The sequence below is a fragment of the Dyella flagellata genome, from assembly GCF_030160275.1.
Taxonomy (GTDB): Bacteria; Pseudomonadota; Gammaproteobacteria; order Xanthomonadales; family Rhodanobacteraceae; genus Dyella_B; species Dyella_B flagellata.
Genome location: NZ_BSOA01000003.1, coordinates 1 through 15,152 on the forward strand (window position 1 = coordinate 1; position 15,152 = coordinate 15,152).

General features: G+C 61.1%; 14 protein-coding genes. 6 read left to right on the forward strand and 8 right to left on the reverse strand.

The genetic code is table 11. The features are described from left to right. The 4 genes from QQJ96_RS01425 to QQJ96_RS01440 form a co-directional block, all read left to right on the forward strand. Window positions 1-426: hypothetical protein (locus QQJ96_RS01425; protein ID WP_284330124.1), on the forward strand; the 426-nt coding region annotated here is incomplete at its 5' end. A gap of 222 nt (window positions 427-648) precedes the next feature. Next, a complete protein-coding gene (mprF, locus tag QQJ96_RS01430; RefSeq protein ID WP_284330125.1) occupies window positions 649-3,189 on the forward strand; it encodes a bifunctional lysylphosphatidylglycerol flippase/synthetase MprF in 2,541 nt (846 codons plus the stop codon). Then, window positions 3,186-3,968: an AcvB/VirJ family lysyl-phosphatidylglycerol hydrolase gene (locus QQJ96_RS01435; protein ID WP_284330126.1), complete on the forward strand. Its 783-nt coding sequence runs from the start codon at window positions 3,186-3,188 to the stop codon at window positions 3,966-3,968. Before mprF ends, QQJ96_RS01435 begins: the two co-directional genes overlap by 4 nt. A 288-nt stretch (window positions 3,969-4,256) precedes the next feature. Beyond that, window positions 4,257-4,430, forward strand: coding sequence for a DUF1328 domain-containing protein (locus tag QQJ96_RS01440; protein ID WP_284330128.1), 174 nt, complete (start codon window positions 4,257-4,259; stop codon window positions 4,428-4,430). A 41-nt stretch (window positions 4,431-4,471) separates the two neighbouring features. Here the strand turns inward: QQJ96_RS01440 and QQJ96_RS01445 are convergent, their stop codons facing one another. Beyond that, window positions 4,472-5,311: a methyltransferase domain-containing protein gene (locus QQJ96_RS01445; protein WP_284330129.1), complete on the reverse strand. Its 840-nt coding sequence runs from the start codon at window positions 5,309-5,311 to the stop codon at window positions 4,472-4,474. Window positions 5,312-5,332: 21 nt separating this feature from the next. On the opposite strand from QQJ96_RS01445, the gene QQJ96_RS01450 reads away from it, so the two are divergent. Continuing rightward, the gene (locus tag QQJ96_RS01450) at window positions 5,333-5,794 is read left to right on the forward strand and encodes a GNAT family N-acetyltransferase (RefSeq protein ID WP_284330130.1); all 462 of its coding nucleotides are present in this window, start codon (window positions 5,333-5,335) and stop codon (window positions 5,792-5,794) included. Here the strand turns inward: QQJ96_RS01450 and QQJ96_RS01455 are convergent. The 4 genes from QQJ96_RS01455 to QQJ96_RS01470 all read right to left on the reverse strand — a co-directional run bounded on the left by QQJ96_RS01455 (window position 5,789) and on the right by QQJ96_RS01470 (window position 10,172). Beyond that, window positions 5,789-6,679, reverse strand: coding sequence for an alpha/beta hydrolase (locus QQJ96_RS01455; RefSeq protein WP_404649392.1), 891 nt, complete (start codon window positions 6,677-6,679; stop codon window positions 5,789-5,791). The two genes, QQJ96_RS01450 and QQJ96_RS01455, sit on opposite strands and share 6 nt — an antisense overlap. A 64-nt stretch (window positions 6,680-6,743) precedes the next feature. Then, window positions 6,744-8,255: a PhoPQ-activated protein PqaA family protein gene (locus QQJ96_RS01460; protein WP_284330131.1), complete on the reverse strand. Its 1,512-nt coding sequence runs from the start codon at window positions 8,253-8,255 to the stop codon at window positions 6,744-6,746. Between the two features lie 181 nt (window positions 8,256-8,436). Continuing rightward, the gene (locus QQJ96_RS01465; protein ID WP_284330132.1) at window positions 8,437-9,186 is read right to left on the reverse strand and encodes a DUF4386 domain-containing protein; all 750 of its coding nucleotides are present in this window, start codon (window positions 9,184-9,186) and stop codon (window positions 8,437-8,439) included. A 158-nt stretch (window positions 9,187-9,344) separates the two neighbouring features. Beyond that, window positions 9,345-10,172 (reverse strand): helix-turn-helix transcriptional regulator, encoded by an 828-nt coding sequence (locus tag QQJ96_RS01470; protein ID WP_284330133.1) that lies wholly within the window; start codon window positions 10,170-10,172, stop codon window positions 9,345-9,347. Between the two features lie 162 nt (window positions 10,173-10,334). On the opposite strand from QQJ96_RS01470, the gene QQJ96_RS01475 reads away from it, so the two are divergent. Further along, complete coding sequence (locus tag QQJ96_RS01475) at window positions 10,335-11,174, forward strand: isocitrate lyase/PEP mutase family protein (RefSeq protein WP_284330134.1); 840 nt, start codon at window positions 10,335-10,337, stop codon at window positions 11,172-11,174. 66 nt (window positions 11,175-11,240) lie between these two features. Here QQJ96_RS01475 and QQJ96_RS01480 read toward each other — a convergent pair whose 3' ends face one another. From QQJ96_RS01480 to bla, 3 genes are all read right to left on the reverse strand, one after another. Continuing rightward, window positions 11,241-13,037 (reverse strand): right-handed parallel beta-helix repeat-containing protein, encoded by a 1,797-nt coding sequence (locus QQJ96_RS01480; protein WP_284330135.1) that lies wholly within the window; start codon window positions 13,035-13,037, stop codon window positions 11,241-11,243. Window positions 13,038-13,340: 303 nt separating this feature from the next. Next, window positions 13,341-13,733 (reverse strand): hypothetical protein, encoded by a 393-nt coding sequence (locus QQJ96_RS01485; protein WP_284330136.1) that lies wholly within the window; start codon window positions 13,731-13,733, stop codon window positions 13,341-13,343. A 395-nt stretch (window positions 13,734-14,128) separates the two neighbouring features. Then, a complete protein-coding gene (gene bla, locus QQJ96_RS01490; protein WP_284330137.1) occupies window positions 14,129-15,130 on the reverse strand; it encodes a class A beta-lactamase in 1,002 nt (333 codons plus the stop codon). Window positions 15,131-15,152: the final 22 nt, after the last annotated feature.

The following is a 15,152-nucleotide window of genomic DNA, read 5'->3' on the forward strand; positions in this document are numbered from 1 at the left end:
GACGCGCCGGCCCACCCGGCCACCGCACCGGCTGCTCCGGCACCCGCCAGCACCGCGGCATCGGCCGCCGTGCCCGCCGCCGCCGAAGGCTTCCAGGTCAGCTCCATCACCCTGGGCGACGCCATCACCAGCGAGCACAAGGTAAAGAAGGAAGCCACCATCTTCTCGCCCAGCCAGAAGACCATCTATGTAAGCGTCGATACCACCGGCACCACGCAGGGCGCTACGCTCAACGCCAAATGGACTTATCTGGACAAGAACCAGACGATCGTCAGCACCAGCCAGTCGATCGTCGCCGACAGCCCGAGCACCACCACCTTCAGTATGAAGAACCCGGACCTGTGGCCGGAAGGCAAGTACAAGGTGGACATCTCGGTGGACGGCAAGCCGGTCGCGAGCAAGACCTTCGAAGTCAAGAAGAGCTGAGCCGGGCTGACGGTATGGATACGGGGCGCCCTTCGCGGGGCGCCCCTTTGTTTTCATGGGAACGTGTCCAGGACACGTCCGCGATGGCGGGTCGCAAGTTATTACCTGTCATGCCATGTATGGCACCATCGCGGTCCGGGGAATTGAGAGGCGCGGTACGTGGAGCAGCAAGGCGGGGCCGAAGTCCTTAGCCAAGAAGACGCCCTGAGCCGGAGCGGTCCGGTGTGGCTGCGTCGATTCGTCGGTCCGATTCTGTCGGTGCTGATGCTGTGCCTGGCGCTATGGGCGCTGTACCGGCTGGCCGGCGAAGTGAGCTATCACCAGGTTGGCGAGTACATGCACCGCCTGCGCCGCGGGCGCATTGGCCAGGCCATCGTGCTGACCGCGCTCGGTTACGCGGTGATGCCGCTGTATGACCTGTTTGCGCTGAGCGCGATTGGCCGCAAGTTGCCGAAGCCGCGCGTGGCGCTGATCTCCTTCATCAGCTACGCCTTCAGCAATACCCTCGGTATGGCGATGCTGGTATCCGGTTCGATCCGCTACCGCTTCTATATCCAGGCCGGCCTGACGACGCTGGACGTAGCCAAGGTGGTGCTGTTCTGCACGCTCAGCTTCTGGCTGGGCCTGTTCACCATCACCGGCGTGACACTGCTGCTGGTACCGATACCTCTGGGCTTGCCGTTTGCTCATTGGCGTCTGCTGTTGGGTGTCGGCTTGTGCCTGATGCCCTTGCTCTGGCTGACCGGAGCGGCCCTGCTGCGTCGACCGATCAGACTTTGGCGATGGAAAGTGCAATTGCCTTCGTTGTCGGTGGGATTGCGCCAGGTGTTCGTGGGGGCGCTCGACTGGGGTCTCGCGGCCGCCGTGCTGTATGCACTGATGCCCGATTCACTGGCGCTGCATTTCGGTTCGTTCCTGGCGATCTTCGCGCTGGCTCAAATCGCCGGCCTGATCAGCCATGTACCGGGTGGCCTGGGCGTGTTCGAAGCCGTGATGCTGGCCGGCTTCGGCGCCACCGGTAACCAGGCTTTGTCCGCACCGATACTCGGTGCGCTCGCCGCTTACCGCGGCGTGTACTACCTGCTGCCGCTGTGCGCGGCCACGGTGGCAGTGGTGATCCGCGAAGCCCGCGGGCTGCGGCAGGCCGCGCTGCTTACACCGTGGTTCAACGGCATCCTGCCACCGTTCTTCGCGGGTCTTACGCTGGTATCCGGCGCGGTACTGCTGTTCTCCGGCGCCACCGCGGTCTTGCCGGGGCGCCTGGAACTGTTGAGCGACCTGTTGCCGCTGCAGGTGATGGAGGTTTCGCACTTCCTCAACAGCGTGATCGGCATGTCGCTGTTGATACTCGCGCGCGGCCTGCAGCGCCGGCTCGATGCGGCCTATTGGCTGACGCTGGTGCTGTTGCTGGCCGGCGCGGTGGCTTCGCTGCTCAAGGGCATCGACTACGAAGAGGCCGGCTTGCTGGTTCTGCTGGCGGTGGCGCTCGCACCTGCGCACCGCCTGTTCTATCGCCGGGCTTCGCTGTTCGACATGACCTTCTCGTTCGGCTGGCTGCTTGCTTGCGCCACGGTACTGGGTTGCACGGTGTGGCTGGTGCTTTTCAGCTACCAGCATGTGGAATACCGCAACGACCTGTGGTGGCAATTCAGCTTCTACCACGGCAACGCGCCACGCGCCTTGCGCGCCCTGGTGGGTGCGGCCGGGGTGGCGTTTCTGTTCGCGCTTACTACGCTGATCCGCTCCGCGCGCTCGCGTCCTACCCCGCCCGGCGAAGTAGAACTGGCGCGCGCCATACCGTTGATCAAGCAATTCCACTCCGCCCAGGCGCATCTGGCGCTGATGGGCGACAAGAGCTTGTTGTTCGATCCGGATACCCAGGCCTTCATCATGTATAGCGTCGAGGGGCGCAGCTGGGTGGCGATGGGCGATCCGGTCGGCCGCGATGATCGCGCGCGGCAGGAATTGGTGTGGACCTTCCGTGAGCGCTGCGAACGGGCCGGCGGATGGCCGGTGTTCTACCAGGTGAACCCGGACGACCTGGATCTCTATCTGGAGGTGGGCATGAGCCTGCTGAAGATCGGGGAAGAAGCACGCGTACGGCTGGCACAGTTCAACCTCGACGGCAAATCGAAGAAGGTCCTGCGCAACACCGTGAACAAGCTGGTGCGCGAGGGCCTGCGGCTGGAGATCGTGCCGGTCGAACAAACCCCGTCGCTACTGCCGCAGCTGAAGCCGATCTCCGACGCCTGGCTGCGCGAAAAGCGCGTGCGCGAAAAAGGCTTCTCGCTCGGCGCCTTCGACGAGCGCTATCTCTCGCGTACGCCGATGGCTGTGGTGTGGCAGAACGACAAGCCGGTCGCCTTCGCCAACCTGTTCCTCACCGACAGCATGGAAGAAGCCTCGGTGGACCTGATGCGCTTTGCGCCCGATGCGCCGCCAGGCTTGATGGATTACCTGTTCGTGGAACTGATGCAGTGGTCCAAGGCGCAGGGCTATCGCTGGTTCAACCTCGGCATGGCGCCGCTGTCGGGCTTGCAGAGCCGCCGTCAGGCGCCGCTGTGGAATCGCTTCGGCGCGCTCATCTTCGGTCGTGGCGAGCGCTTCTATAATTTCCAGGGCCTGCACCGCTACAAGGACAAGTTCGATCCGGAATGGGAGCCGCGGTACCTGGCTGCCCCGGGCGGAATTGCCTTGCCGGTGGTGCTCACCAATGTCGCCAGCCTGATCTCGGGCGGGCTTAGCGGAGTCGTCCGTCGATGAAATTGCGTATTGCCGTGGTGGTGGTCGTGCTGGCGATCGCCGCGGTACTGGCCATCTGGAAACCGTTCCCTCATCCCAGCCTGGAAGATGCCTCCGTCAAGCTGATGCCGACCACGCCGGCGCCGGCCGGCCATGACGACGTGATCGCGATCTTCTATTCCGGCGACGGCGGCTGGCGCGATCTGGACCAGCAACTGGGTAAGCGCCTGCAAGCCCACGGCGTGCCCGTGCTCGGCATCAGCTGCCTGGACTACTACTGGCGCATGCGTCCGGCCGAGGAATCGGCACGCGACCTGGATGCGCTGATCAACCAGTACACCACGCAGTGGCACAAGCAGAAGGTATGGCTGATCGGCTTCTCCTTCGGCGCAGACGTGCTGCCCACCATCGTCGACAAGCTCAGTCCCGCGAACCGTGCGCGCATCACGCAGATGGTGCTGCTCTCGCCCAGCCAGGACGTGAACTTCGAGATCGAGATGGAAGGCTACATCATGATGCGCGAGAACTGGCTGAAGACGCATCTGCAGCAAATCAAGCAGTGGATCCATCCGGTGCCGCACTATCCGGCGCTGCCGCCGATCGAGGCGCTGCAAGGCAAGCCGCCGCTGGTCTGTTATTACGGCCACGACGATGGCGACGATACGGTATGCAACGATCCGAAGCTGCCGAAGTGGGTGCAGGTCTACGTGAAGCCGGGCGACCATCACTTCGACTACAATTATGACGGGCTGGCGATGCAGATGATCGCCGATTTGCCGAAGCATCCGCCCTCGCCCTGACTCGTGCGGGACGGGACGTCCCGCGATCTATGGCGCGAGACCAGGCGCCTGCCAGCGACGCAACGCCAAGCGCCACGCTCAATGACCATGCTTTGAACAAAGGCTTCATGCCCGCCAGGCTTTCGGCGGCTGTCTCGCATACCGCGCTTGCACGAACATCGCGCGAGATTTTCACCTATCTGAACTGCCTGGACGGCGCGTACGCCTCTTTCACGGCCGCATTGATCGAATCGACAACGCCGAACGCGCTACCGCGCCGGCTATCCATCGATCCGCACGGAGATTGTGATGCTTTATTGGGCCGCCGTATTTTTCATCATCGCCATCATCGCCGCCGTGTTCGGTTTCGGTGGCATTGCCGCCGGAGCGGCCAGTATCGCCAAGATACTGTTCATCCTGTTCATCGTTCTATTCGTGCTGTCGCTGATCGTCAGCGGTATACGCCGGGGGCCACGTCCTTGACCCATAGGCCGGGATTGCCATCCCGGCCGGCAATATAGTCGCTAGCGGCTACGAAACAAGGTCACGCTTCCGCGCTCGCTGATATTGTCCATCGTCAGCCACGATTCCCGGGCCAGCACTTCGGTGCAGGGTCCCAACGTGCAAAGTCGAATCGGGCGGTCTTCGGCTTCCCGCTTCAGCATATCCAACACGGTGCGCAAGATCGTGCCGGTGAACGGCGTGTACAAATAGAACACCGTGCCTTCTGCCAGGCACGCATGCCGTACATCCTGCGCGATGAAACTTGCATTGCGCAGGTTCAACGCTTGCGCGCACTGCCGCGCGCTCGTCACGTAAGCGGCCTGCAATTCGATGCCGACGCAACGGGCCCGTGTGCAGATCGCCGTCAACAGCGTGACATGACCTAACCCCGCCCCGAGATCGATGACCACATCCTGGTCACCCATGGGCACGCGCGCCAGGAGGTCGAAGATATGGCGCGCCGGTGTCGGCTGATAGAACACCATCTCCGCGTCAAGCTCGGGCACGTTGCCGGGTTCCGCCAAGTCGAGCACGCCGCTGAGCAGCGCGTCGAGCGGATCGTAGCCTTCTTCATCGCCATTCCGGGGCATCGCTGCTGCCCAATGCAGCAGCCTGCCTGCCCCCTGACCACGTCGAATGTCTGCGCGAATGGCGTGATAGAGCCGGCGATCGATCACTTCCAATTCGATCATCAGGCCTTCGCCGCGTTGTCGTAGCGATGGCTCCAGGCTATCGCCGGCATGGAAAAGAGCACGTTCCAATTGCTCTTGCATGTCGATACGGCGCCCCAGTTGGTCCGGATCGCGCCAGGTTCGATCCTGTAGCATTTGGTTCAGCAGGTTGCGCAAACGGGCGTCCATCCGATCATCCAGGAATGTCACATGAGCAAGCCCTTCGTCATCAGGCAGGTACGGCAGGCGGATTTTTCCGAGTGGCTGCCGTTATGGCAAGGCTACAACGCTTTCTACGGCAGAGCGGGCGCTACGGCGCTTCCTGCGCAGATTACGCATACGACATGGCAGCGCTTCCTCGACGCCTATGAACCCGTGCATGCACTGGTCGCCGAATGCGACGGACGCCTGCTTGGCTTGGCGCACTACCTGTTTCACCGCAGCACCACCCAGATCGAACCGAGCTGCTATCTGCAGGATCTGTTCACCGACGAATCGGCCCGTGGCTTAGGAGCGGGCCGCACACTGATCGAAGCGGTCTACCAGGCCGCGGCGCAAGCCGGCTGCCCGCGTGTGTACTGGCAGACGCACGAAACAAACGCCACCGCCATGCGGCTTTACGACCAACTGGCGGAGAAATCGGGCTTTGTCGTCTACCGCAAGTTGCTATGAATAGCCCGCCGCTTTGCGGTTGCGCAACCATTCCAGCAGTTGTGCCATCACCTGGTGCCGCCCGGTTTCGGTTTCGTTGAACAGCTCGTGGAACAGAGTATCGAAGAAGCGACTGGTGAGTTGCTTGGTGGCCCAGGCACCGTTGGAAAAATCGCGGCTGCCGGACGGATCCACCAGGCGATCGCTGCCGGCTGCCAGCAACAAGGTCGGTACGCGCAAACGCCAGGCGTCGGTAATGCACGCTGCGCCGGCACGGAAAATGAAATCGGCCAGGCGCGGCGTTATCCAGCGTACGCACAAGGGATCGTTGCGATACTCCTGGACCACCTTCGCATCATGCGACAACCCATCGAACGGCAAGCCATTGCGCAAGGGCAGATTCGGCAGCACCCGCGTGAGCACGGCCGCCAAGCGACGCTGCCATGGCGCCGCATACGAGCGCAAGGCGGGTGAGGAAAGCACCAGTCCGGGTGGTTCCACGCGACCATCCAAAACCGCGCGCAAAGCAATCAGCCCACCCATGCTGTGACCGAGCAGTAGTGGCGGCTTACCCAGGCTGGCCGCGTAATGCTCGTAGACAGAGGCGAGGTCGCGCAGCAGATCATCGCCATGCCGCAAGGCGGCCCTTTGGCCCGGCGTATGTCCATGCCCGCGTTGATCGTAGCTGCGCACGGCATAGCCGTGCGCGAGAAACCACTGCGCCAGTGCTTCGTAGCGTCCGCTATGCTCGCCCAACCCGTGCACGATCAGCACTGCATCGTGCGCGGGGTGCCGTGGCCAATCACGCAAAAACAGCCGCTGCCCGTCGGCCATGGTCAGCCAGGTCGCCCCATCGTTGGTATTCCCACCACCGGCCATCGACTCCGCCCTTGCCTGTCGTTCCACAGCAGTCCCCTTGTTGGCTTGCGTACATTAGCCCTTGGCGGAAGTTCTGAGAACCTGGGATGCCTTAGCGGCTTGGTACCAAGCCTGGCTTACCCACGGTGCTGCACGAAGGCCCCTGGTCCGGCGGTGGTGCAGAAGGAAAGGCCTGCTCAGGGTAAATATAGACTGGGGTGGTCGCGACGAAACTATCCGCGTAGGTCAGCTCGGTAAACATCGCCAGCCAGCCGCTGTCCGGCTTGTCCACCTCAACGGTCACTTTGCCATGGCTGATAGTCGCCGGCATTTCCTTGTAGCGGACGCCGCACGCATAGCGGAAATCGCGTGCCGAGGCGTTCTCAGCCACCCATACCCGGGCGCTCTCGGGTGCTTCCGACGACGAGGCGCTAAGCTCTAGTCGAGCCCCTACGTTCCATTTCGAATGCACCACAGGAATGGAGCGACCTTCATTCCAACGCTGCAGCGTCGGGATCAACGCCTCCTGCAGGTGTTGCTTGATGCCGTAGTGGTCGGAGTTGGGCACGACGCGTTCACCGGTTTCACCCTGCAATTTGTCGATATAGAAGCGCGACACATCCGGTGGGAAGAAGTCATCACCGCTGGCATTGACGATGTACTTGGGTATCCGCAGGCGTTCCCCATACCGGCTCGACAGATATTTATAGGGATCTTCCACCTGCATCAACTGATCGAACTCCGGAGTCTGATAACGCCCTAGAATGCCGTGGTTGTAATAGTCCCGCAGGGCAATCGGCCACGCGCCGCCATAGCTCTTGTTGATATAGGGGATCAGCGGCTCGATATGCATGCCGATCACAAAAGGAACCACCGCATCCACTCGCTGATCGCCCAAAGGCACCAGCCAAGTAGCCCAGGCCCGCTTCGACACACCGGTCACCACGAAGGAGCGCACCTGCTCGGGAGTCAACTCGCGCTGCGCCAGATCCATGGCGTGTACCGCTGCCTCGGCCATCGGTACATGCAGCGGCAGCGTGCGGTTTTGTTGCGGGTGGTCCAGGAAACGCTCCCAGGTCTCACCGATCAGGTCGTCTTCCTCTCTTTGCTGGCTGTCGCCCGGCAGCTGCACATATTGATTGGGCTCATACGCCAGTGAAATCACGACCATGTGGGTCTGCCGAGCAAGGTTTGCCAGGATGTCTTCATCGAAATCCGTAGGGGGAGAGCTGTCCTCCTTGGCCTGGTCTTTCGCCACGTTGGTGCCGTTGTTGATCACCAGCAGGGCACGCGCCGTGGATGTTTTCTCCGGCACATAGACATCCACCTGATGCGTCCAAACCTCAGGCCGTGCGCCACCGCCCTCCGGCCATTGCTGGGAAGTCATCTCGTAACTGGTCTTTTTGACGTCCGGCGGCTGGACTGCCGGCGGTGGCAGCTTTTTATATCGCCAAGGCCAACTCGCCTGCTGCTCGCGATAGCAGGGCCACGCGTCAGAAAAATTGAGAGAACGACACGGATCGGCGGCAGGTTGCGCCACCGGATCGGCGTGCACCTTCGCGTGGAATGCCACTACGGTGACAACAATGAGGGTAAAGCCGACGACCATCAGCGACTTGAACATACACATGCTCCTTGTGTTTGCTGCGCACATACCGTGCGTTGCCGCGATTGAAGACGGCATGCGCGGACATGAAAAATCATCCATGACACGACTGCAAACAGGAAATGTCTCAAACACCCACGATGGTGAAAGGACTCACAATCAGTGTGTTGGCGGGTACCTGGAATAGATCAGAGCATCCCTAGGGAATCCAGGTCGCCGTACGGGGATCCGTAGCCCACGCGCGCCATTTTGCGACATTCAAGCCTACGATGGTCAACCACAGCGCGATCGAACCCTCTCCGGGCAGGCACGGGAACAACAGATACGGCAACAAGCGGTTTTGCAGCGATGGCGCGATGAAACTGAGGAAGCCGTCGAGGAAATAGCAAAGCCCGGAAAGTGCAAGCAGCGCACCGAGTAGCCGTGGCAAGAAGCCGGAGCGGAAAATCAGAAAGCCCGACAGTATTTCATCGAGCCCATAGAACGCGAAGGAAATAAGCAGACCTGTGTCCTGCAGTTGCAATGATAGATAGGACAAGGCTTGCAATTGTGCCGGACTGAACGCGGCCATGGCGCCGCCTTCGGCCGCAAGCTTCAGCGGCACGTAGGCGTTAAGCATATCCAGGCCTTCGATCGCCGTGCCGATCAACCCGCAGCCCATCGCGATCGCCGCGACTATGCCGTTCACTCGCCTGAACAGGATGAAGCTGATGATTTCATCGGGGACATTGCACAGCAGCAGCACGACATGGGCCGCAAAGCCCAGCCGGAATAAATCTTCGTGCATCGCGATGTTATGCACCGTGGCGGCGGCATTGCCGGACACGATCAGCGTGCTTCGCACGTAGCCAATGTCGAAAGCGCCGGTCACGATGCCGATCAGCGACACGACACCGACGATTCTCGCCAGCACCAGCGGGGAAAACCGTTCCGGACTGGGATGCTGCATAAGATCCCCTTGCCGGCGCTGCGGCCGGGTGCGGTACCTACACTGGAAAGCTTACCGCCTATAGCATGCACTGATGAGGGCCACGTTCCGCGTGCCGAAAGCTTGGTTACCCGCCAGGGCCTGCTGTCGCGCTAACGTGCTGGCGCGCCGTCGAATCCTTAAGCCTTCGTAGCGCGGCGAAAGTCGGTCGGTGCACGACCAAAGGCCTGCCGGAACGCGCTGGTGAAATGGCTATGACTCGAGAAACCCAGTTCAGCGGCCAGCGCGGAAAGATCGTCATAGCGCTTGATCAGGTCGAGCGCACGCGCCAGACGCAGTTGAAGCTGATAGCGGTAGAGCGGCGTACCTTCCACTTGCCGGAACACCTGGGTGAGGTAGGCAGGCGAACTACCGATCTCTTTGCCGATCTCGGCCAGGGTCCAACGTCGTGACAGGTCGCTGGACAGCATGATCTTCACGCGGTCGGCGAGACGCCGGCGCGCAGGCGTAGCGGCCAATGGCCTGGCCGTGCTTGGCCCGAGGCTGCGGCTCACCAGGGTGAACGCCAGGACCTCCGCCTCCAATGGCTCGATGGTTCGGCTTTCGAGGCGTTGGTGCAGCAGCGCAACCAAGGCCTGCGCATGCGCATCGATGCGTTGCGATTGCGCACGAAAGGCTATGCCGGCACTGGCATGCAGCAGCGCTTTGGGCGCCAGCTCGGCAAGCAATGCCTGATCCAGATCCAACGATAGGCAGGCGTCACCCCCGTCTACAGGATGGCTGACCTGGTAGCCCTCCTGGGCATTGAAGAACAACACATGATTGGCGTCCGCCACCGCCTGGTCTTTGCCCAGGTGTCGAAGGTAAAGACCCCGGTAAGGAAAGTTCAGCTGTGTCGCCGAGACGCACTCTTCCGCGCTGCGATGACGGCAGATCCCCGTGCAAAGCACGTTTCGCAGCATCAGCGAATCGGTCCAGAGCAGGGTCTTGGCGGTAAGGGCGGACATGACTCTTGCCTCGACAGGCGCCCGTTCGGGTGAAGAAGGTGGGGGGAACTGGCGACGAACCGATCTGCGCAGCGGCAGCTAAAGATTTTGATAGCGCGATTGTAGCGGTCAATGGTCTGATCTGCTCGCCCGAGATGAGGGTGTAAATCCAGTGCATCGAGCATGAATCCAGAACAGAAAAGCCGCGCCGAATACTTCCATCAACTGCACACCGGCCCAGACCCGTTGGTACTGCCCAATGCCTGGGACGCCGCCAGCGCGCGCGCCATCGAAAGCGCAGGCGCCAAGGCCATCGCTACGACCAGCGACGGCATGGCGTGGGGACTGGGCTACCCCGGTGGTCAGCAGATGCCCGTGCAGGAACTGCTGGCTGTCTGCCAACGGGTCTGCGGCGTCGTAAGCGTTCCGGTGAGCGTGGATATCGAGCAGGGCTACGGCCGCGACGTGCAGGAAACCAGCGAGGTGGTAGAAGCCCTGATACGCTGCGGCGCCGTCGGCATCAACATCGAAGATGGTGTGATGCACGACAGCCAAACGCTGGCGCCCCCGGGCGTACTCGGCGAACGTATCGCAGGCGCTCGTTCAGTAGCGCGGCAGCGCAACCTGCCGCTTTTCATCAATGCGCGTATCGATACCTATTTCGCCCCTGGCCTTGACGCGCAGACGCGATTCGAGGAAACGTGCAAGCGCGCCCTGGGCTATATCGAGGCTGGCGCCAGCGGCATCTTCGTACCTGGCCTGGCCGACCTGGGTCAAATCGCCAAGCTGGCTGAACTGCTGCCGGTACCGCTGAATATTTACGCTGGCTATGCCGGGGCCCACCACTCAACCGAATTGAAAAAACTGGGTGTGCGACGAATCAGCTTGGGTTGCGGCACCACGCAAGCAAGCCTGGCGCACCTGGTTCACATGGCCAGGGAGGCATTGGCCGAGGGCCGTTCCGAAACGATGGCTGGCCGTATGTTCACGGTGTCGCAAGCCAGCAGCTTGTTTCAAACCTAAGGACAAAGAGCAGTGACGATGAATCGTCACCGCTCCCCATGACAAGCGCCTAAACATCTAGCCTCGTCACTGTTGATACGCACCCCGATCAATCAGGCCACCGCCGTCAGTCCGCGGCGAGCCTGCATAATCATAGGCTCCCTCGATGGCCAGGCCGAGGTCCGCGCCACTGCCGATACCCGGCGAGCCGGCCGAAAGATGCAAATCCGGCGTGGTCGTGCTGCTGAACAAGGGATCGGCCAGCAAGCCATTGGATTCGCTCTGGCTGGCCTGCTGGAACGAGCCCAGGCTGGTGTACGAAATGTTGTTCCACACCCAATACGCTGACGCGCCGCTGTCGCTGGTATAGAACAGGTCGTTTTGCAACGTCACCGGTGCTGTGCTCGACGAGATCGGGCTGTTCACCAGCAGCCCCTGGCCATTGGCGTACAGAATATTGTTGGCGAACAGGTTGTTGCTGGCATGGTTTTGCACCTGGAATTCGCCGCTGCCAGATAGCGTGGTGTCGTTCTCGAACAGCGTGTTGTTGACGATGGTGCAATGGTCGGTGCCCCCCACCGACGAGCTATAACCGCCGATGGAGATTCCGGTGACGTTGCTATAGAGCACGAGATTATTGCGCGCCGTGATAAAGCTGGTGTCATGCCCGAAGTGCTCGCTTGCCAGCTCGATTCCCAAGTCGGCCGCCTGCACATTGTTCTGCTCGATCGTGATATGCGTGCCACCATCCACGTAGATGCCATCGGCGCCCGGTTGGTAGTTGTAGGCCGGATTGGTGGTGGAACTGATGTTGTACACCGTGTTGCCGGCGATCCATCCATTGCGCGCCTGGTCCAGGCTGGCATTGGGCGCCGTGCCTTCGAAACCGATCGCGACGATGCCGATGTTGTTATTGTCGTGCACGCGGTTGTTGGTTACCTGCCAGTTCTGCACGTTGCCGTTCACCGACAGCGATTCACTGTAGGCAAGAGTGAGGTGATCGAGCTCGTTGCCGTCGATGATGAGGTTGCTGATCGGCGTGGTGGCGTTGCCGTACACCGCCAGGCCAAACGCATCACCCTGCGAGGTCGTCACCGTGGTAACGATGTTGTGGATATGATTGTTGCGGACCTCGATGTGGTCACCTGAGCCCACTACATAGATACCCAGCGGCACCAGGCTAGACGAGTTCGAGGTGTAGTTCTGCAATTGCAGACCGATCACCCGTACGTAGCTGGCGTTTTGCAAGGTAATCAAGCCTTGCTGGCCTTGCGGCACGCCCAGGCCGCTGCCGTCGAGGGTGGCCGTCTGGCCCGGCGCGGACGTCAGGGTAATGTAGCCGGCGCTAGCCGAGCCGGACTGGGTAATGGTCACCAGCTCGTTGTACGTACCGCCTGCCACTTGCACCGTTGCGCCGGCAGGTACCGAATTCATCGCGTGCTGGATGGTCCTCCATGGCGCAGCCGCGCTGCCGTTGGCGCTGTCGTTGCCGGAGGTAGCGACGTAATACACCGGCCCGACAAAGGTGGATGCCGCCACCGCCACCGATGCGGCGCTGGTGGCGAGCGGCGCCGCATCGGCCTGCGCCGTTACCGTAGCGGTGAACGATGACGAAGCACCCGCAGGCGCGGTGTAAAGACCGCTGGAGGAGATCGTACCCAGGCTCGGCGCGCCACCAGGCACGCCGTTGACCAGCCACGTTACGGTTTGATCGCTGCTGCCGGATACCGTGGCGGCGAATTGCTGCGTGCCATTGGCGGGCAGCGATACCTGCGAAGGCGACACGGCGACCGTGACTGCCGCCGAAGCAGGCGCTGCTGCGAAGAACGTCGAAGCCATCATCACGGCCAATGCGGCCATGCGCATCTTGGGAGGCGTGCTCATACTTTCCGTATCCTTACAAAGGGGAAGGTCGCCATGGGCGACGGGGAGGCTGGACAGCCGCCGCACTATGGCGCAGGTGCTCCTTGCGAGAATGCGATGGCTTTCGCAAGATCGGCCGCGTCCTGATCCCGTCCACGCAAGACCCTGCCGCACATCAGGCAGCATGCATGTCATTTCGCAAGGGCTTATTTAATTGACGGTAAATCGTCACGCGCCGTGACGCGGAAACATTAATGCGTCAAAAAATACACACTGCGCTATGGGTTCGCCAAACCGCGCGCAATCCCCGTGCGGCCTGAAATATCAATCGTACTGAAGCGTCATCAACACGGGGTGTTGGGCATGGCCCTCCGCGCTCGTGAGGTAGTTGAAAAAATACCTGAGCACCTGGTCATTGGAATCGGCTTGAATGGCTTGGGTAGTGAGCCGATAGGTGCGCACCGATTTATCTTTTTCCAGCCCGCAGGAGTGATCGGCAGCTGCATCATGAACAGATGTATCCGTTGACACCTGGCAGGTTGGTGTCACCACCGAACCCACAAACGTGATGGTTCCCGTTTCGGCATTCGCGCCAAACGACAAACACGAGAGCGTTGCAGCCAACAGGCCGATCCGTGCGCGTGACCCCAGCGTGCGAGATATCGCAAGCTGGTGAATGCGCCCCTTCGCAGTGCTTGAGTCGATTAGGTTTCTCATGACCTACGTGTTGCATCGAGCAAGCCACGCGGGATATATCGAATGAGAGCCTGATCACAATTTATTAGATTGCGCCAAATGGAAAAGCCATTAAGCCAAAGCGCATTTAGATCCGAATGAAAACATTATCTTCACTTATACCCAAAAGCGCGCCGTACGCGACACAAGTTGACGCTAATGGGCGGCATTTGAAGCTGAACAAACTGAATGAGCGATCGTAAATGCACAGTGCGCAGTGCCCAAATCGGGCCCTATCTCCTACGTGATAATCAAAGATGCCCCGTTTCGAATGAATTAAGACGATTATCGTCACCCGAATCGTGAAGAATGCCTTCACATTTCTGAACAAACGTGCATCTCACGGTAATTTCAAGGCATCGCGGCTGGCTAGGCCATCACTTGACCGCGCGGGCGATGCTTTGGGCAATCTCCGCATACAAGGCATCCCTGCCGGCCTTGTCCGCGTGGGAGGCGGTCAGAAAAGCCGCGACAATAACCGTATGGCCATCCGGCCAGGTCATGATGCCAATGTCGTTATAGGCGGCCGTCTCCCCTTCCAGTGAGGCAGAGGTGCCGCATTTGTCGGCCAGGCGCACGCCCTCGGGCAGGCCTGACCTGAGGCGATTGGGCTTGGTTTGGCCATATAAAAGCTGTAGCAGGCGCTGGGTCGAGCCGGGCGACAACAGCGTGCCTTTCCAGAGCTTGTTCAGGAAATGCGCCGCGGCATCCGGCGTGGTGCGGTTGCGTGGATCGCTCAGATACGCACGGTAGCCGCGACGCCAGCGCTCCAGCCCCTGCTGGTCAGTTTCATCGGCAGGTATTTGCTCACCGTGTTCAGTGCCCTCGAAGATCCGGTCGATACCTGCCTCGTCCAGGTCGACGCGCATGCCATCAACCCCATGCGCGCGCAAATAGCCGGTAACCGCCTTGGGACCGCCTATCACCCTCACCAGCACATCCGCAGCCGTGTTGTCGCTTTCGCTTACCGCCGCCGTCAGCAGCTGCGCCACTGTGAATGTCATGCTGTCACCACGGAAGTGGGCGCCGATGGATGGAACCGCGGCACCGCCCACGACGTCGGCACGCGTCAACGTCACCGTCTGATCCAGCGACAACTGCCCGCTATCCACCTGCGCAAGCACGGCTGCTGCGACGGGAGCCTTGAACACGCTCATCATCGGGTAGGCGCGATCGGCGTTGACCCGCGCCTGTACGCCGGTCTCCAGATCCAGCACGGTAACGCCAAGCAGACCTGGCCGGGCATGCTGCGCAAGTTCGTCCAAGGCGTGCTGAAGCCGGGTCTGTTCCTTCTCGCCGTTATCGGTGGAGGCAGCCGAGGCCGGCGCACCCATCAGCAGCAAAGCCGCGCCAGCAAACAGCCCATATCGGTAGATCATTCCTGTTCTCCCCAGACGAGGC

What these genes read in the sequence shown, in the direction of transcription:
- QQJ96_RS01435 (WP_284330126.1), top strand. Translation starts at nt 3,186, where the DNA reads ATGAAATTGCGTATTGCCGTGGTGGTGGTCGTGCTGGCGATCGCCGCG.
- QQJ96_RS01440 (WP_284330128.1), top strand. Translation starts at nt 4,257, where the DNA reads ATGCTTTATTGGGCCGCCGTATTTTTCATCATCGCCATCATCGCCGCC.
- QQJ96_RS01445 (WP_284330129.1), bottom strand. Translation starts at nt 5,311, where the DNA reads ATGGACGCCCGTTTGCGCAACCTGCTGAACCAAATGCTACAGGATCGA.
- QQJ96_RS01450 (WP_284330130.1), top strand. Translation starts at nt 5,333, where the DNA reads ATGAGCAAGCCCTTCGTCATCAGGCAGGTACGGCAGGCGGATTTTTCC.
- QQJ96_RS01460 (WP_284330131.1), bottom strand. Translation starts at nt 8,255, where the DNA reads ATGTTCAAGTCGCTGATGGTCGTCGGCTTTACCCTCATTGTTGTCACC.
- QQJ96_RS01465 (WP_284330132.1), bottom strand. Translation starts at nt 9,186, where the DNA reads ATGCAGCATCCCAGTCCGGAACGGTTTTCCCCGCTGGTGCTGGCGAGA.
- QQJ96_RS01470 (WP_284330133.1), bottom strand. Translation starts at nt 10,172, where the DNA reads ATGTCCGCCCTTACCGCCAAGACCCTGCTCTGGACCGATTCGCTGATG.
- QQJ96_RS01475 (WP_284330134.1), top strand. Translation starts at nt 10,335, where the DNA reads ATGAATCCAGAACAGAAAAGCCGCGCCGAATACTTCCATCAACTGCAC.
- QQJ96_RS01480 (WP_284330135.1), bottom strand. Translation starts at nt 13,037, where the DNA reads ATGAGCACGCCTCCCAAGATGCGCATGGCCGCATTGGCCGTGATGATG.
- QQJ96_RS01485 (WP_284330136.1), bottom strand. Translation starts at nt 13,733, where the DNA reads ATGAGAAACCTAATCGACTCAAGCACTGCGAAGGGGCGCATTCACCAG.
- bla (WP_284330137.1), bottom strand. Translation starts at nt 15,130, where the DNA reads ATGATCTACCGATATGGGCTGTTTGCTGGCGCGGCTTTGCTGCTGATG.